13 protein-coding genes are annotated in these 15,541 nt (G+C 69.4%); 4 read left to right on the forward strand and 9 right to left on the reverse strand.

The window, feature by feature from the left end:
- Positions 1-16: 16 nt before the first annotated feature.
- Together AB0368_RS17215 and AB0368_RS17220 are read left to right on the forward strand one after the other, a co-directional pair.
- Positions 17-691 carry an amino acid ABC transporter permease gene (locus AB0368_RS17215; RefSeq protein WP_366154829.1) on the forward strand — a complete coding sequence of 225 codons (675 nt, stop codon included), beginning with the start codon at positions 17-19 and terminating at the stop codon, positions 689-691.
- Positions 688-1,596, forward strand: coding sequence for an amino acid ABC transporter permease (locus AB0368_RS17220; protein ID WP_366154830.1), 909 nt, complete (start codon positions 688-690; stop codon positions 1,594-1,596). The genes AB0368_RS17215 and AB0368_RS17220 overlap by 4 nt, the downstream gene beginning before the upstream one ends.
- A gap of 148 nt (positions 1,597-1,744) precedes the next feature.
- Here the strand turns inward: AB0368_RS17220 and rny are convergent, their stop codons facing one another.
- The 8 genes from rny to AB0368_RS17260 form a co-directional block, all read right to left on the reverse strand.
- On the reverse strand, positions 1,745-3,469 hold the full coding sequence (gene rny, locus AB0368_RS17225; RefSeq protein WP_366154831.1) for a ribonuclease Y: 1,725 nt from the start codon (positions 3,467-3,469) through the stop codon (positions 1,745-1,747).
- An 868-nt stretch (positions 3,470-4,337) separates the two neighbouring features.
- Positions 4,338-5,510 carry a hypothetical protein gene (locus AB0368_RS17230; RefSeq protein ID WP_366154832.1) on the reverse strand — a complete coding sequence of 391 codons (1,173 nt, stop codon included), beginning with the start codon at positions 5,508-5,510 and terminating at the stop codon, positions 4,338-4,340.
- A 321-nt stretch (positions 5,511-5,831) separates the two neighbouring features.
- Complete coding sequence (locus tag AB0368_RS17235) at positions 5,832-6,569, reverse strand: hypothetical protein (protein WP_366154833.1); 738 nt, start codon at positions 6,567-6,569, stop codon at positions 5,832-5,834.
- A gap of 625 nt (positions 6,570-7,194) precedes the next feature.
- A complete protein-coding gene (locus AB0368_RS17240) occupies positions 7,195-7,884 on the reverse strand; it encodes a regulatory protein RecX (RefSeq protein WP_366154834.1) in 690 nt (229 codons plus the stop codon).
- Positions 7,885-8,309: 425 nt separating this feature from the next.
- Entirely contained in the window at positions 8,310-9,356 is a 1,047-nt protein-coding gene (gene recA, locus AB0368_RS17245) for a recombinase RecA (protein WP_366154835.1), read from the reverse strand.
- A 197-nt stretch (positions 9,357-9,553) separates the two neighbouring features.
- The gene (locus AB0368_RS17250; RefSeq protein WP_366154836.1) at positions 9,554-9,754 is read right to left on the reverse strand and encodes a DUF3046 domain-containing protein; all 201 of its coding nucleotides are present in this window, start codon (positions 9,752-9,754) and stop codon (positions 9,554-9,556) included.
- Between the two features lie 136 nt (positions 9,755-9,890).
- A complete protein-coding gene (locus tag AB0368_RS17255) occupies positions 9,891-10,553 on the reverse strand; it encodes a UdgX family uracil-DNA binding protein (protein WP_366154837.1) in 663 nt (220 codons plus the stop codon).
- Between the two features lie 104 nt (positions 10,554-10,657).
- On the reverse strand, positions 10,658-12,001 hold the full coding sequence (locus tag AB0368_RS17260; RefSeq protein ID WP_366154838.1) for an aminotransferase class I/II-fold pyridoxal phosphate-dependent enzyme: 1,344 nt from the start codon (positions 11,999-12,001) through the stop codon (positions 10,658-10,660).
- A 46-nt stretch (positions 12,002-12,047) separates the two neighbouring features.
- Between AB0368_RS17260 and AB0368_RS17265 the strand changes: the two genes are divergently transcribed.
- Together AB0368_RS17265 and AB0368_RS17270 are read left to right on the forward strand one after the other, a co-directional pair.
- A complete protein-coding gene (locus tag AB0368_RS17265) occupies positions 12,048-13,286 on the forward strand; it encodes a bifunctional pyridoxamine 5'-phosphate oxidase family protein/GNAT family N-acetyltransferase (RefSeq protein WP_366154839.1) in 1,239 nt (412 codons plus the stop codon).
- Positions 13,287-13,828: 542 nt separating this feature from the next.
- The gene (locus tag AB0368_RS17270) at positions 13,829-14,707 is read left to right on the forward strand and encodes a leucine efflux protein (RefSeq protein WP_366154924.1); all 879 of its coding nucleotides are present in this window, start codon (positions 13,829-13,831) and stop codon (positions 14,705-14,707) included.
- A 6-nt stretch (positions 14,708-14,713) separates the two neighbouring features.
- Here AB0368_RS17270 and AB0368_RS17275 read toward each other — a convergent pair whose 3' ends face one another.
- The gene (locus tag AB0368_RS17275) at positions 14,714-15,535 is read right to left on the reverse strand and encodes a sporulation protein (protein ID WP_366154840.1); all 822 of its coding nucleotides are present in this window, start codon (positions 15,533-15,535) and stop codon (positions 14,714-14,716) included.
- Positions 15,536-15,541 lie beyond the last annotated feature (6 nt).

A 15,541-nucleotide genomic window follows, 5' to 3' on the forward strand; every position in this document is an offset into this window, starting at 1 on the left:
CGAGGAAGCGAGGGCGATGGACGTCTTCTCCGACCCCACCAACATCGACACGTACGTCACCGGATTCCTCTGGATCCTGAAACTCACCGCGGTTGCGACCGTCTCTTCCGTGGTGCTCGGCGTCGTGCTGGCCGCGATGCGGGTCTCGCCGGTCCCTGTGCTGCGCGGCTTCGGTACGGCCTGGGTCAACCTCTTCCGGAACACGCCGCTGACGCTGATCGTCTTCTTCTGCTACTTCGGCCTGTTCTCAGCGCTGGGGCTCGAGCTGGCGGACGACATCGACCTCAACAACTACTGGCTGGGCGTGATCGGCCTTTCGGTCTACACCGCTGCGTTCGTGTGCGAGGCGATCCGCTCCGGCATCAACACGGTGCCGGCCGGGCAGGCCGAGGCAGCCCGCGCTATCGGGATGTCCTTCTTCCAGACCCTCACCATGATCGTCCTGCCGCAGGCCGGTCGGGCCGTGGTCGCCCCGCTGGGCAGCATCTTCATCGCCCTCACGAAGAACTCCACCATCGTCGGCACGATCGGCCTGATGGAATCCTCCAGCGCGATGAAGGAGCTGATCAACGCTAACGGGAACGCGGTCGTCCCGATCTTCCTGGTGTTTGCGGGCACCTTCGCCATCGTCCTGATCCCCACCGGCTACCTGTTCGGCTGGCTGGCCAACCGCCTGGCGGTGAAGCGGTGAGTTCCCACACCGACGCAGTCCTCTACGACCATCCCGGTCCGCGGGCCAGAACCCGGAACATCATCCTCACCATCGTCTTCGGACTCGCCCTCGTCGCGCTGCTGTGGTGGATCTACCGCAAGTTCGATGAGAAGGGCCAGTGGGCAGGATCGTTGTGGCGCCCCTTCCTCGAAGCTTCCACCTGGACGGACTACATCCTCCCCGGCCTCTGGGGCACCGTCAGCGCCGCTGCCATCGCCATGGTGCTGTCGCTGATCTTCGGCCTGGTCTTCTCCGTGGGGCGGCTCTCCGACCACTGGTGGTTCCGCGTGCCGTCCGGTGTGGTGGTGGAATTCTTCCGGGCAGTACCGCTGCTGCTGATGATGTTCTTCATCTTTTTCGGCATCCCCTTCCTCACGCATCAACCGATGCCGCCGTTCTGGGCAGTCGTTGTCGGCCTCACCCTCTACAACGGCTCCGTTCTGGCGGAGGCGTTCCGCGCGGGCGTCCACGCGGTGCCCCGTGGGCAAAGCGAGGCCGGGTACGCGATCGGCATGCGCAAGAGCGATGTGATGATGGAGATTCTCATTCCCCAGGCGGCCCGGGCGATGTTGCCGGTGATCGTCAGCCAGCTGGTCGTCCTGGTCAAGGACACTGCGCTGGGCTACATCATCGGTTACACGGAGCTGCTCCAGCTCGGCGTGAACACCCTGGGCGCCAACTTCGGCAACATCGTGGCGGCGGCACTCGTCGCGATCGGCCTTTACGTCCTGCTCAACGCCTCGCTGACGTTCTTCGCCGGGGTGCTGGAGCGTCGTACCCGGCGCAGCGGCCGGGCGCCGCGCGTCCCGAACATCGCCGACGGAACGGACAACTCGGCGGCACTGGCGGCCGTCGACGGCGGTGTGGCGGAGCCGCAGGGCTGAGCGAAGGTGAGCACAACCATTCACGCAGGCCGAGGGCGCGAAGAGCCGTTCAAGAGCCGCAAGGCTCCTGGCTCTTCGTGCCCGACCTCGGCGTGAGCGAAGGTCTGCACCACCCACTCCGCTACGACAGCCAGCTCTTCCAGCTCTTTCAGCGGGCCAGCTCGGTGACGCGGGACTCGCGGACGACCGTCACCCGGATCTGGCCGGGATAGGTCAGCTCCTCCTCGATCTGCTTGGCCACATCGCGGGCCAGGACCGCCGCGCCGATGTCGTCGACGTCCTCCGGACGGACCATGACGCGGATCTCGCGGCCGGCCTGCATGGCGAAGACCTTGTCGACCCCCGCCTTGCCGCCGGCGATCTCCTCGATCCGCTCGAGCCGCTTCACATACGCCTCGAGGCTCTCCCGGCGCGCGCCCGGGCGGCCGCCGGAGCAGGCATCGCTGGCCTGGGTCAGGACGGCTTCGACGGTCTGCGGCGGCACCTCGTTGTGGTGGGCCTCGATCGCGTGGACGACGTCCTCGGACTCGCCGTACTTGCGGGCCAGGTCGGCGCCGATCAGGGCGTGGCTGCCCTCGACCTCGTGGGTCAGTGCCTTGCCGATGTCGTGCAGGAAGGCCGAGCGCTTGATCGTAGGGACGTCGAGGCCCAGCTCGGCGGCCATGATGCCGGCGATGTGGGCGGTCTCCACCAGGTGCTTGAGGACGTTCTGGCCGTAGCTGGTGCGGTAGCGCAGCCGTCCCAGCAGCGTCGCCAGCTCCGGGTGGATGTCGGTGATGCCGACGTCGACCAGGGCCTCCTCGGCGGCCCGCTCGCAGAGGCGGTCGACCTCGTTCTTCGCGCTCTCGAACACCTCTTCGATGCGGTGCGGGTGGATGCGGCCGTCGAGGACGAGCTTCTCCAGCGTGAGGCGGCCCACCTCCCGGCGTACCGGATCGAAGCAGGAGAGCAGCACCGCCTCGGGGGTGTCGTCGATGATCAGGTTGACGCCGGTGGTCGACTCGAAGGCCCGGATGTTGCGGCCCTCGCGGCCGATGATGCGGCCCTTCATCTCGTCGCTGGGCAGGTGCAGCACGCTGACGACGCTCTCGGCCGTCTGCTCGCTGGCGATGCGCTGGATGGCGTCCACGACGATGTGCCGGGCGCGGGTGTCGGCGGTGCGCTTCGCCTCGGTCTCGATGTCCCGTACCAGGATGGCGGCCTCCCGCTTGACCTGGCCCTCGATGTTCTCGATCAGCTCGGCCCGGGCCTGGTCCGCGGTGAGGTTCGCGATCCGCTCCAGCTCTCGGCGGCGCTGCTCCTCGGCCTCGGTGAGCTCGGCCTCGCGGGTGCTCAGGGCACCCTCGCGAGCGGTCAGGTCGGCGTCCATTGCGGCGAGGCGCCGCTCGCGCTCGACGAGGCGCTCCACCTCCTCGGCGTGCAGGCGCTCCCGCTCGTCGATCCGGGCGGCCCGCCGCTCGACCTCCGCGGCCTGCTCCTTGACCGTGGTGTTCAGCAGCGCGACCTCGCGTTCGCCGCTGCGCCGGGCGGCCGTGCGAACCTGCTCCGCGTCGGACTCGGCCTGGCGGTGGGCGTGCTCGAGGACCGTGTCGGCTTCCTCGTGGGCGGATTCGAGAACCCGCCGCGCCTCGGCCCTGGCGGCGGTCGCTTCGGCCTTCGCGGCGGCGACTTCCGCGCGTACGGACGCAGCCTTCGCGTTCGCGTCGTCGACCTTGGCCTTGGCGGTCTGCAACGTGCGCTCGCGGTTCTCCTGGTCGGCGGACCGGGCCTCCTGAAGCTGGCGCAAAGCCCGCGCGCCGAGTATCAGGCCGGCCACGACAGCGGCGGCGAGAACGACGACCGCCACCACGAGCACCCAGTCCAGGGGCGTCATCTCGCCGCTTCTCCCTTCGCCACGCCGCAGGGTCTGCGGGCCGGTCTGTATCCTGCGCGGTGCGCGGGTAAGGGATGCCCGACCAAAGGCTGATGACCGCAGGTGCTATCGGTCGCTCTGCTCCGGGTTCCGTTCGGTGGGACCGTACGGGCTTCGGTGCCGGCGACCGACCGCGGGGTGGGGCTTGCCGCTGCCCGTGCGGTCTTCGGGCTGCTGCGTTTCGCCTTCGGCTGGGCGGCCTTGGCGGGCTTTCGCCTGCCTTGGCCGGCTTGGGCCTGCCGTTGCCGGTTGCCCTTCAGCCTTGGCCTTTCCCGGCTTCGGCCCTTTTGCGGCCTTGGCCCTTCCAGCCTCGGTCTTCTTGCGGCCTTGGCCTTTGGGACTTGGCCTTTGGGGCCTTGCCGGTCTTCCGGTCGTGGGCGTGGTTCGCCGGCTTGCACCGGTTGACCGAGCTGGGACCAGCTTTGCCGATCCCGCCCTGGTGCCACCGTCTGCGGAGCCCGGCCGGGCGGGCCGACGGGTTACCGGCCTTGGTTGTGCCGATGCTCCGCCGGACGTTCCGGTCGACGGTGTACGGTCTGCGCCGTCGCACCGCCACGGGTACCGGCCTGCCGGTGGCGAGGTTGCCGCCCACCGGTCGGGCGGTCGGCTGGCGGCGATGGGGTCGCCGGGCGTCCCGTCCAAGACCGGAAGTGATGCCGAAAAGTAATGCGATCTATGTTGTGCGCGTAGCCTTCGATGGTCGAGAAAACCTGTGTAACGCGAGGCTAGGTCGCGGAAGCCGGTTCGGTCAAGGACTCATGATTCGGCAGCGGATGGGACGTACGGCACAGACCCACTCACGCCCAGGTCACGCACGGTGAGGGGCATTTCAGGCGTAGCGGGCCCAGACGTCGCGCATGGGATCCCACTTCTCACCCGTGCCCTCCTCCCAGTACGCGAGCAGGTACGCCGCGACCGGCGTCGCCGTGTCGTCCCACCAGATGCCGGCGACGGTACGGTCGGTGACCTGGTAGGCGTACTCGACGTAGTTGCCGTTCGTACGCCCCGACGGAGTGGCCCGCTCGGCAGTCGGACCCACGCCGGGGGTGAGCGTGCGCGCGTCGACGTTCTGCCCCAACGCGGTCACCCGGGCCTTGTCCCGGTCGGCGGTGGTGGCGTACTCGACGAAGATCACACTCATGGCGTCCATCTCGCAGCGGACGCGGACCTTCTCGCCCCGGCCTGGCTTCGGCCCGTCCTTCTCACCACTACGAGAACAACCCGAAAGGTACGGGAGCCAGCCCTGCGCGACGGGCCCGAGCGGACCGGCGAACTTCGGCTGGTTGATCGCAATCTGGTTCTGCTCGTAGACGCCCTGGGCGGTGGGGGCGGGTGCGGCGGTGGGAGCTGCCGGCGCCGGTTTGGGGTTCGGGGCGGTGGAGCGGCCGAGGAACCAGCCGCCCGTACCGAAGATCAGCAGGCCTGTGGTGAGGCCGATGAGGGCCGGGATGAGGAAGCGGCCTCGGGGTTGCTTGGGGGTGGGTTCGATCCGCGGGCCGGAGCTGTAGGCCGGGGTGGGCTCGAAGCCGAAGCGGTCCGGCAAGGCTGCACCGGCGCCGCTCGTGGGGGCGAAGGGGGCCGGCGTGCCGGCGCCGCTCCCGGGGGCGAAAGGGGCCGGCGTGCCGGCACCTGCGCCGCTGGTGGGGCCGAAGCGGTCGGGGCCGGCTATGTCGAGGCCGTACTGGTCTACGCCGGCGCCGGAGGTTGGAGTGGGCCATCCCGGGGGTGCGGAGGTGGGATCGGCTCCTGAGGCCGGAGGCGGAGTCGCGTCCGGGGTGGGGTTCCACCCCTGGGCTGTGTTGTGGAACGGGCCGTAGGACGGGGTGGCTCCTGGGGCGGGGTTGCCCGGTGCCGCGTCGTAGTAGGCGGCGCCTGCCTGCGGCGGCAGGCCGGAGGTCGCATCCGCCGTGGGACTGCCGGCGACCGGCTCGGTTCCCGCGACGCTGCCTTCAGGGTCTTCATACGGAGTCGTCGTTCCATATTCGTGGTCCGTTCCACTCACCGGACCCGTCCCCTCGACTGCGCTGTTCCGATGGTCCCCATCCGCGCCTGCCGAACCACCGGGCCGGGGCAGAACAACCATCTCGGGATGATCGACAACTCCGGCCGACCGTGCGGCCGCGGACGTCTCCTCGGTGTCCCCGGGGAGGGGAACGCCGGCGTCCTGGGCGCCGTGGGAGTCGTCTGTCACGACGATGCAGATTACCAGTCGGCTGCGATCGACGAGGTCCCGCGAAGATCCACCGAAGGGAATGGACCCGCAGCCCAGAGGGCCGCGGGTCCATCGGTTACCGCTTGTCGCCAGGCGGCCGAGGGAGACGGATCAGGTGGCCGCGTCCTCCGTGCGACGACGCCGCGTCACGAGGATGAGACCAACGCCACCCGCGGCGATCGCCGCACCGACGCCCGCGATGCTGACGACGTTGACGCCGGTGACCGGGAGGCCACCGCTCGCGTCGGAGCTGGCAGCGGTGCCGCCGTTGTTGCCGCCACCGTTGTTGTTGCTGCCGTGGTTGTTGCCGCCGCTGGAGCCACCGTTGTTGTTGCCGCCGTTGTCGCCGGTGCCGCCGCCTTCGCCGGATCCGTCGCCGCCCGGGAGCCCAGGGTCATCCGGCGCGCCCGGGTCATCCGGCGTGCCCGGGTCATCCGGCGTGCCCGGGTCATCCGGCGTGCCCGGGTCATCCGGCGTTCCCGGGTCATCCGGCGTGCCCGGGTCATCCGGCGTGCCCGGGTCATCCGGCGTTCCCGGGTCATCCGGCGTTCCCGGGTCATCCGGCGTTCCCGGGTCATCCGGCGTGCTCGGGTCGGTGGGAGTTCCCGGGTCGTTGGTGCCGGAGTCTTCGCCCTCCTCGCCCTCCTCGGCGGCCTGGGTAGCCGAGTCGTCGCCCGAAGTGGCGGCAGGCTCGTCGAGTACCACGACACCGCGGGTGTGGATCTGCGTGGTGGAAGCCGCCGCGGCTGAGGCACCCGCGAGGGCGGCCACGCCGACGGCACCGACCATGAAGCCGAGCCGCGCAACGGCACGCACGCCACGGTGGCGTGCGAGCTGATTGGTTCGCATGTTCCTCCCCGTACTTCAGACTGATCAGTCTTCAGTGGACAATCATTTCCATGAGTCCGAAGAGGCAGATTACCGGCAAGGAGCGGAGCACTTCCATCCACCAGTGACAATGTGGGTGAAGTCGGACGTTGAACCGAACCGATATCGACTCACCGTAGGGGCATGCTCGCTCTTTCGAGCGTCGTTCGACCAGCGGCCGGGCGGCGCACGGACAGATTCGACTGACGTGATCAACGTGCGATGACGAGGTGGACGCCGGCGTCCACGCGCGGTCTTGCTGGCATGACGGCCGGCGCCAGAAAGGCTGGTCCGTCCCTTGATCTGGACGGGATCAGGCCGACGCTCGGCGCGCAACATCCTGGCCCTGCACACATCCGGCCGGCAACTCGGACTTGTCGAGCCGTTCGATTCATAACGCGCGGCGAGCCACCGACCACGCATGCTCTCAGCCGTCGGATGGAGGCGCCGCCGAATAGAGATACCGAATTGAGTCCGTCTCAGCTCCGCACCGGCTCTCGACGAGGCGATCCGGAGCGGCTGTCGATTTCGTAGCCGGCCTTGGCATCAACTCTCGGCAAACGGCCAGAAGGAGCTGTGCGAGCAGACGAAGGAGCTGTGCGAGCAGTCAGGACGAGCTGTCGATTTCGTGATCGGCCATGGCGTCGGCGTCGATCTGATCGGCGAATTCGGCAGCCTCGGCATCGCGGGCCGCCAGTGTGTCCTTGACGGCGCGAATGGCCACGCCGGCGGGGTATCCCTTGCGGGCCAGCATGCCGACCAGACGGCGGAAGACCTGGTCCGGCGTACCGGTGGCCGTGCGGAGTTTGCGGTCCACCAACGCCCGGGCGGTCGCGGCCTCCTCGTCCTCGTCCAGGGTTTCGAGCGCCTCGGTCGCCACCTCGGCGTCGACCCCTCGCTGCCGGAGTTCGTTGGCAAGAGCGCGGCGCGCCAGCCCACGACCTTGGTGGCGGCTGGACACCCAGGCCCGGGCGAAGGCTGCGTCGTCGATGATGCCGACCTCGTCGTAGCGGTCGAGGACCTCGGCGATGACCTCCTCGGAGATCTCCTTGCGGGTCAGCACCTTGGCCAGCTCGGCGCGGGTGCGGGGGCGTACGGCGAGTTGCCGGAGACAGATCTCCCTGGCCAGCTCGGACTCGGACTTCGGCGGCTCGGCCGGGCGGTCCGCAGCCTCGGCGGAACGGGCACGGCGGCGCCCTCTGGCGGGGCTGTCGCGGTCAGGAGAGTCGTCCCGGGGAGGCCTGGGTGGGATCGCGTCCCAGCCCCGCCCGGACCGCGCTCCACGTCGTCCAGCCACTGCTCAGCGTCCCCTCGTTCGTATGTTTCGCCGGTCCGCGGTCACGGCGATTCATGAGCGCGGACGAGCTGGGCCGCCGCTTGAAGAGGACCCGCGGCCCTCCTCGACTCAGAGGCCAAGGAGGGACAGCAAGCTCTTCTGGCGGCGAAAGTGAACCGCCGCGTCCGACGAGCCCGGCGGATAAGACCGGGGCGACCGCAGACCGGACCAAACCGCACGACCGGGCCAACCGCACGACCAGAATCACGCAGGTCCGGGCGACCGCAGGACCGAGTGACGCAAGACCGAACCGACCGCGCGGACCGGCCCGATGGCGAACCGGATCGCCGGCTGGGCCGATAGCAAGCAGGCCGCCGATAGCGACCTGGGCCGCCGATGGCGATCCGGGCCGGGCCGATAGCGAGATCGGCCCGGCGGGCGTTCGATCAGAAGTCGACCGGCGGGAGCTCCGGGCCACCCGCGGCGTCGCCGGTGGTCTGGCCCACGCCGAGCTTCTCGAGGATCTTCTTCTCGATCTCGGCGGCGACGTCCGGGTTCTCCTTCAGGAACTCGCGCGCCTTCTCCTTGCCCTGGCCGAGCTGGTCACCGTCGTACGTGTACCAGGCGCCGGCCTTGCGGATGATGCTCTGCTCGACGCCGACGTCGATCAGCGAGCCCTCGCGGGAGATGCCCTTGCCGTACATGATGTCGAACTCGGCCTGCTTGAACGGCGCCGCGACCTTGTTCTTCACGACCTTGACGCGGGTGCGGTTGCCGACCACGTCGGTGCCGTCCTTGAGGCTCTCGATGCGGCGCACGTCGAGGCGCACCGACGAGTAGAACTTCAGGGCGCGGCCACCGGTCGTCGTCTCGGGCGAGCCGAACATGACGCCGATCTTCTCGCGCAGCTGGTTGATGAAGATGGCGGTCGTGCCGGAGTTGTTGAGGATACCGGTGATCTTCCGCAGCGCCTGGCTCATCAGGCGGGCCTGCAGACCGACGTGGCTGTCACCCATCTCGCCCTCGATCTCGGCGCGCGGCACGAGTGCGGCGACCGAGTCGATGACGATGACGTCGAGTGCGCCGGAGCGGATCAGCATGTCCGCGATCTCGAGCGCCTGCTCACCCGTGTCAGGCTGCGACACGAGCAGTGCGTCCGTGTCGACGCCGAGCGCCCGGGCGTAATCCGGGTCGAGCGCGTGCTCGGCGTCGATGAAGGCGGCGATGCCGCCGGCCCGCTGGGCGTTGGCCACCGCGTGCAGGGCGACCGTCGTCTTACCGCTGGACTCGGGTCCGTAGACCTCGATGACCCGGCCGCGCGGCAGACCGCCGACGCCGAGTGCCACGTCGAGGGCGATCGAGCCGGTCGGGATGACGGCGGTCTGCACGACCGGCCGCTCTCCCAGCCGCATCACCGAGCCCTTGCCGAACTGCTTGTCGATCTGTGCCAACGCCAGATCGAGAGCCTTGTCCCGGTCGGGTCCTGCCACCATGTCCGCCACCCCTGTATTCGACTTCGCAGGCGTCTTCGCCGATGAGCTTCTGTTCAACACGCGAGTCACGCTAGACGGTGGGTCTGACAGAAACTGCCGCCCGGTCGTGAGCTGTGGATGAGTACGCCGTTGGCGACAATAGCCGAACACCTGTACGACGATCGAGCGACACGCCAGAACAAACGTACGAAAACCTGTCAGTGGAGCTGTCCGGGCACCCGATCGGGGTACGCAGCCACGACAGCTCGCCAGATCGTGGCCGTACCAATACCCTGCGCGATGGCCTCGTCGATCGTCCGTCCACCGAGGTCCGAGAAGGCGTGATCGGCGGCGATGCTTCGCGCGTACGTGGCCCCGAAGGCCTGCTCAAGGCGCTGCCAGAAGTCCGTCAATCGCACTCGAAAAGCCTACTCGCGGAGCCGCGGCAACCGAGCGGGCCCATGGCACTCCGAGCACGTTGATGAGATCCGAATCACTAACGTCGATGTTGCCTCCGGTCGCCCGGAAGGTGGGCGAGTCGTCCAGGCGTACTCATCAAGCGAGTGCCGTGGCGGCGACCTTGAGATCGTCGACCAGGCCCTTATACGCGGCGTCGCGGTCGTCGGCCCGGAGCACGGCGGACGGGTGGATGGTGGCGAGCGCCTGGATCTCCGCCACCGGGAAGTCCTCGGGATGCTGGGCGGACGCCGGCCATGGCATGAGCTGGCCGCGCGACCGGGTGACCCGGAACGACGGACCGAGCAGCGCCTTGGCGGCGGTCGCCCCGAGCACCACGACCAGCTCCGGCTTGAGCAGCGCGAACTCGGCCACGAGCCACGGGCGGCAGGCCGTGATGTGGGCCGGGCCCGGGCTCTGGTGGATGCGGCGCTTGCCGCGCAGCTCGAAGCGGAAGTGCTTGACCGCGTTGGTGATGTAGACGTTTCCGGGGTCGATGCCGGCGTCGTCCACGGCCTCGCGGAGGAGCCGTCCGGCGGGGCCGACGAAGGGCAGACCCTTCTGGTCCTCGACGTCGCCCGGCTGCTCGCCGACGAAGACGACACGCGCGTGGGCGGCACCGCGGCCGAACACCGTCTGCGTCGCGTTCTGGTAGAGCTCGCAGCCCTCGCAGTGGGCTGCGGCGGATTTGAGCTCGTCGAGCTCGTGCGCGTTCGGCGGAACGAAGTGCTGCGCCCCGATGGGAGCCTCGGTCCTCGGCATGTCACCGTTCTACCCCTTCCCGTGTTGTCCACGCCGGGCGGTATCACCTGAAGGGGGTTGACCAGGACCAGCTGCCGGCATGCGGTGCGCACGAGCCGCCGACGTCATCGGCCCGGGATGGTCACGCCGGGCGGGTAGGCGGCAGCGGCCACGCTCTCGGCGAAAGGCTCGATCGCGGCGTCGTCGAGCGGGCTGACGGTGATCCGTACGCCCGGTGGCGCGTCGATGCGGAACAGGGAGCCGGGCGCCACCGCGTATCCCGCGTCTCGTAGTGCTGTCACCAGGCGGGTCTCGTCGGGTGTGCGTACCCATAGATTGATGCCCGTCTCGCCGTAGGCCTTGACCCCCCGGGAGGTCAGCGCGTCGCGGAGCGCGCGGCGGCGGCGGTCGTAGCTTCTGCCGGCGTCGGCGATGTGCGCCGTGACCTCCTCTTCCTGCCAGAGCCGGAGAAGTAGTCGCTGCAGCACCGTGGAGACCCAGCCGGCGCCGATCCGCATGCGGCCCACCACGCGCGCGATGGTCGCCTCGTCCCCCGCCATGACGGCGATGCGCAGGTCGGGGCCGAAGGGTTTGGACGCTGACCGGATGAAGGCCCAAGACCTGGTGGCACCGATCAGGCAATGCAACGGTACGCCGGAGAGCTCCGCAGCGTGATCATCCTCGATCAGCAGGACGTCGGGGCGATAGGACAAGACCTCGCGAATTGCGGCGGCGCGCTCGGCGGTCACGGCGGAGCCGGTCGGGTTCTGGGCGCGGGTGGTGATGACGACTGCGCGCACACCGGCGGCAAGCGCGCCCAGGAGGTTGTCGGGAAGCGGACCCTCGTCGTCGACCGGGACCGGCACGACGGTCAGGCCGAGCGCCGCGAGCAGATCAAGGAGATTGGCCCAGCCCGGGTCCTCGACGGCCACGGAGTCACCGGGCCGCAGGTGGATGGTGAGGAGGCGTTCGATGGCGTCGAGTGTGCCGTTCGTGACCGTGATCGCCGCGTCCGCAACCGGGACGCCGTCGGCCTCGAGGCGGGGGCGCGCCGCGTCGATCAGCTCGGGCATGGCGCCGGCTGCGTACCCGCAAGGAGGGTCGACCACATCGGACAGCGCGCGAAGGTGCACACCTAGAGCGGGCAGCAAGCGGACGTCGGGGTCTCCGGAGGAAAGGTCGACCGCGCCCGCGGGCACCGGCAGGCGCATCGCCGCTCGCGGGCCGGCGACCGGAGGGCGGGGTCTGATGCGCGTGCCACGCCTCCCGGAGGTCTCCACGATGCCGCGTTGGCGCAGGTCCTGATACGCCTTCGAGACCGTGGCGGGGCTGACGTGCAGCTGGTCGGCGAGCACCCGGATCGGAGGAAGCGCGGCTCCCCAGACCCAGTCGCCGCGCCGGACACCCGCCTCGATGCTGTCCGAAATCGAGGCGGCGTTCGAGCCGCTGACCTGATATTGTTCTGACACAGCGCCGATTCTGTACTAGTACAGAGGTCTTGGCAAGGAGGATCTTGTGACCGACCTCTACCAGCCCACCGCACGCACGACAGCGACCCGCTACCGCGACCGCATGCACTACGAGCGCGACGCTGCGCACGCGATCTTGGACGAGGCGTATGACTGCACGGTGGCGTTCGTGGTCGACGGGGAGCCTCGTGCCCTGCCTACACTGCACGTCCGCGTCGGCGAGACCCTCTATCTCCACGGCTCGACAGGGGGTCGGATCGGCCTGACAGCACGTGCCGACGGCGTGCGCGCATGCGTCTCGGTAACCCTGCTGGACGGGCTCGTCTACGCGCGCTCGCAGTTCCATCACAGCGCCAACTACCGGTCCCTGGTCGCGCACGGCATGGCGCGGCCCGTCACGGACGCGGGCGAGAAGAGCGCCGCTATGACAGCCCTGGTCGAGAAACTGGGAGCGGGCCGGGCGGCCGACAGCCGCCCACCCACAACCCGGGAGTTGGCGACTACCGCCGTTCTGGCACTGCCGTTGACAGAAGTTTCGGTACGCGCACGCGCAGGCGGAGTGGCCGACGAAGCCGAAGATCTCCCCCTCCCCCACTGGGCCGGAGTGCTACCACTGCAACGCGTGGCCGGCCCGCCACAGCCGGACGCCGGAGTGGCACCGCCCCCACCGGCGTACCTCCCCCGGCGGACCTCACCGTGGACCACAGCCGCGCCGATGCGAGGTCAGCACGTAGCGCTGGAGCCTCTGGCGCCGGCCCACGTCGACGGCCTGCTGAGCGCATTGGCAGACGACGAGGTGTGGCAGTTTCTGCCGACCCCTCGCCCGAAGACCCGCGAGGAGATGGCGGAGCAAGTCGCGCTCGCCGGCCGCCAGCAGTGGGCAGGCAGCCACGTCTCGTGGGCGCAGTGCGACCCGAACACCGGCGAGGTCATGGGGAGGACCAGCTACCACGACGTGGACGAGGAGCGAGGCTCACTCGGCATCGGACACACGATCCTCGGGCGCCGATGGTGGCGTAGCGGGGTCAACACCGAGGCCAAGCTGCTGCTGTTGGAGAGAGCTTTTGAGGTGCTGGGCGCGGAGCGCGTGTTCTGGTACACCGACATCCGCAACGAACGGTCGCAGCGGGCCATCGCGCGGCTGGGCGCCAGCCGTGACGGGGTGATCAGGCGGCACCGGCTCCGGCAGGACGGGACTTGGCGGGATTCCGTGCTGTTCGCGATGACGGCCGACGAATGGCCCGCGGCCCGGGAACGGCTGCGGACCCGCTTGGAGGCCGCCTGACCACTGATCATCCCTAACCCTGACCCAGAGCCTGGGCCGCCCCGGCTATGGCCATGGCCCTGGACCCTGCCCCGTGGCCGCCGGCCCCGTGGCCGCCTGCGCCGTGGCCCCCTGGCCCCTGGCCTCCTGGCCTTTGGCCTTGGACCTGGACCTGGCCGTGGCCCCGGATCCCGCCCTGTCGCCCCTTGTCCCCTGCCCGTCTGACCGCCTGGCCACGGGGGCTGGCGGGCAGGCGGGCAGGGGACAGCCGATGAGAACTCGCAACGCACCCGAGGCGACGTCGGGGCCGAGGGAGAGACGCGGTCATCCACTAGCCGAATTCGGGCGGGCAGGCTGCGAGCTGGCGGACAGCCGGGTGACGATCCGGACGGCGCCGGAGGCGACGCGGCGACCGCGGAAGCATGGATGCGGTCGTCCGGTAACCGGCGTGGCAGCCGAGCCAGCGAGCGAGCCAGCGGAAGCAAAACGCCGTGGGCAAGGCCACAGCTTCTTGGCCATGCGGACCAGTGCCTCCGCCTCACCACGATGCCGAAGATAAGAACGTGTTGGGTATCACCGAATTCTGGACGTACGTGCTTGGAACCGTGGCAATCGTTCTATTGCCCGGCCCCAACTCCATCTTCGTGATCTCCGTCGCCGCCCAGCGCGGCGTACGGGCCGGCTATCGCGCCGCCTTCGGAGTCTTCTTGGGCGACACCGTTCTGATGGTGCTCGCCGCCGCCGGGGTGGCCTCTCTTCTCCAGGCGTACCCACCGATCTTCATGGTGGTGAAGTACGCCGGCGGCGCCTACCTCGCATGGCTGGGCGTGGGAATCATCCTGAGCGCCTGGCGGAAATGGCGGGCGCGGGGCGCGGCGGCCGGCAGATCCGACGCGGCGACACACCACCGCCGGGATGCGCGGCCACAAGATTTCCATCTGGCCGCGCGCGATTCGAGTCGGGCGCGCCGGGACTCCGACGAGCTGGACCCCGCGACCGGAACCGGTGGGCTCGAACAGAAGCGGACGCCCGCGCTCTCCGCCGTAGTGGCCACCGGCGCCTCCACCGTACTGGCCACCGGCGCCTCCACCGTCGTGGCCACGGGCGCCTCCACCCCGGCCCCCGAGACCCCCGGCGTGCGGAGGCCCTTCCGGCGTGCCCTGGTTGTCAGCCTGCTGAATCCCAAGGCGATTCTCTTCGTCGTCTCGTTCTTCATCCAGTTCGTCGATCCCGGCTACGCGCATCCGGCTCTGTCGTTCCTGGTGCTCGGCGCGATCCTGCAGTTCTTCAGCGTCCTCTATCTGAGCGGACTGATTTTCGGCGGGCAGTTCCTGGCCGGGCAGTTCCGGCGGCGGCGCCGGCTGTCCGCCGCGGCTTCCACCGGGATCGGGGTCGTTTTCGTCGGTTTCGGCATCAAGCTCGCCACCGCTACCGCGGGTTGAACACCGCTACCGCGGGTTGAACGAGGAAGGCGCGTGCATTCCGCCATCTCTCGGCAGCCCGGGCGCCCCGGCGGGCAAGGCCCCGCGAATCGCGGACTCCACCTCCAGAGCCCAGTCTTTCGACGCCACCTCGAGGTGTGAGAGGCGGAGCCGGGCGTACCGGTCCTCGGCCCGGTGCCACAGGCCGCCGTGCTTCTCCAATTCGAGGATCACCTCGACCCCCTCCGGATCCGCCACGAAGGTCAGTTCCATCTCGTCCATCGCCGCCGCCACCACCTGCGGTGGGGTGAACTCGATTTCTTGGTAGAACGGCAGCTCCTGGCGTACGCCGAAGATTGCTCCTCGTTCCACGTCGGCGTGGCGGAAGTGGAAGCCGAGGCGTTCGATCGCCGCGAGCACCGCCTCCTGCGCGGGCAGGGGACGCACGGCCACCACGTTCACGTCACCGTTGTCGACCGCCTTCTCGACCGTCAGTTCCGTGCGCAGGCCGAGGGACATTCCGCTGAGCTTTTTCCCGTACGCGTGGGTCAGGGGTGTCTCCCACGGCAGCGTGATGCTGAACGGGATGTCCTGGTGCTCCCCCGCCGCCAGGGTGAAACCCGCGGCGACCCACGCGCGGTGGAATTCGACGAGGGCGTCGCCGTCCTCGGCCTCCACGCGCGTCACCAGGCCCACCGCCAGGGTTTCGATCGCCACGTCGTATTCGCCGCCCGTGAGCCGGGCCACGCCGAGGAGTTCGCCGCCCGGGTAGGCGTCGGGGGTGGCCAGGACGGTTTCGACGGCCGGGCCGCCCACGCCGAATGCGCGCAACACCTTCTCGAAGACCATCCCGCT

It is taken from the genome of Actinoplanes sp. NPDC051475 (assembly GCF_040689425.1).
Taxonomy (GTDB): Bacteria; Actinomycetota; Actinomycetes; order Mycobacteriales; family Micromonosporaceae; genus Actinoplanes.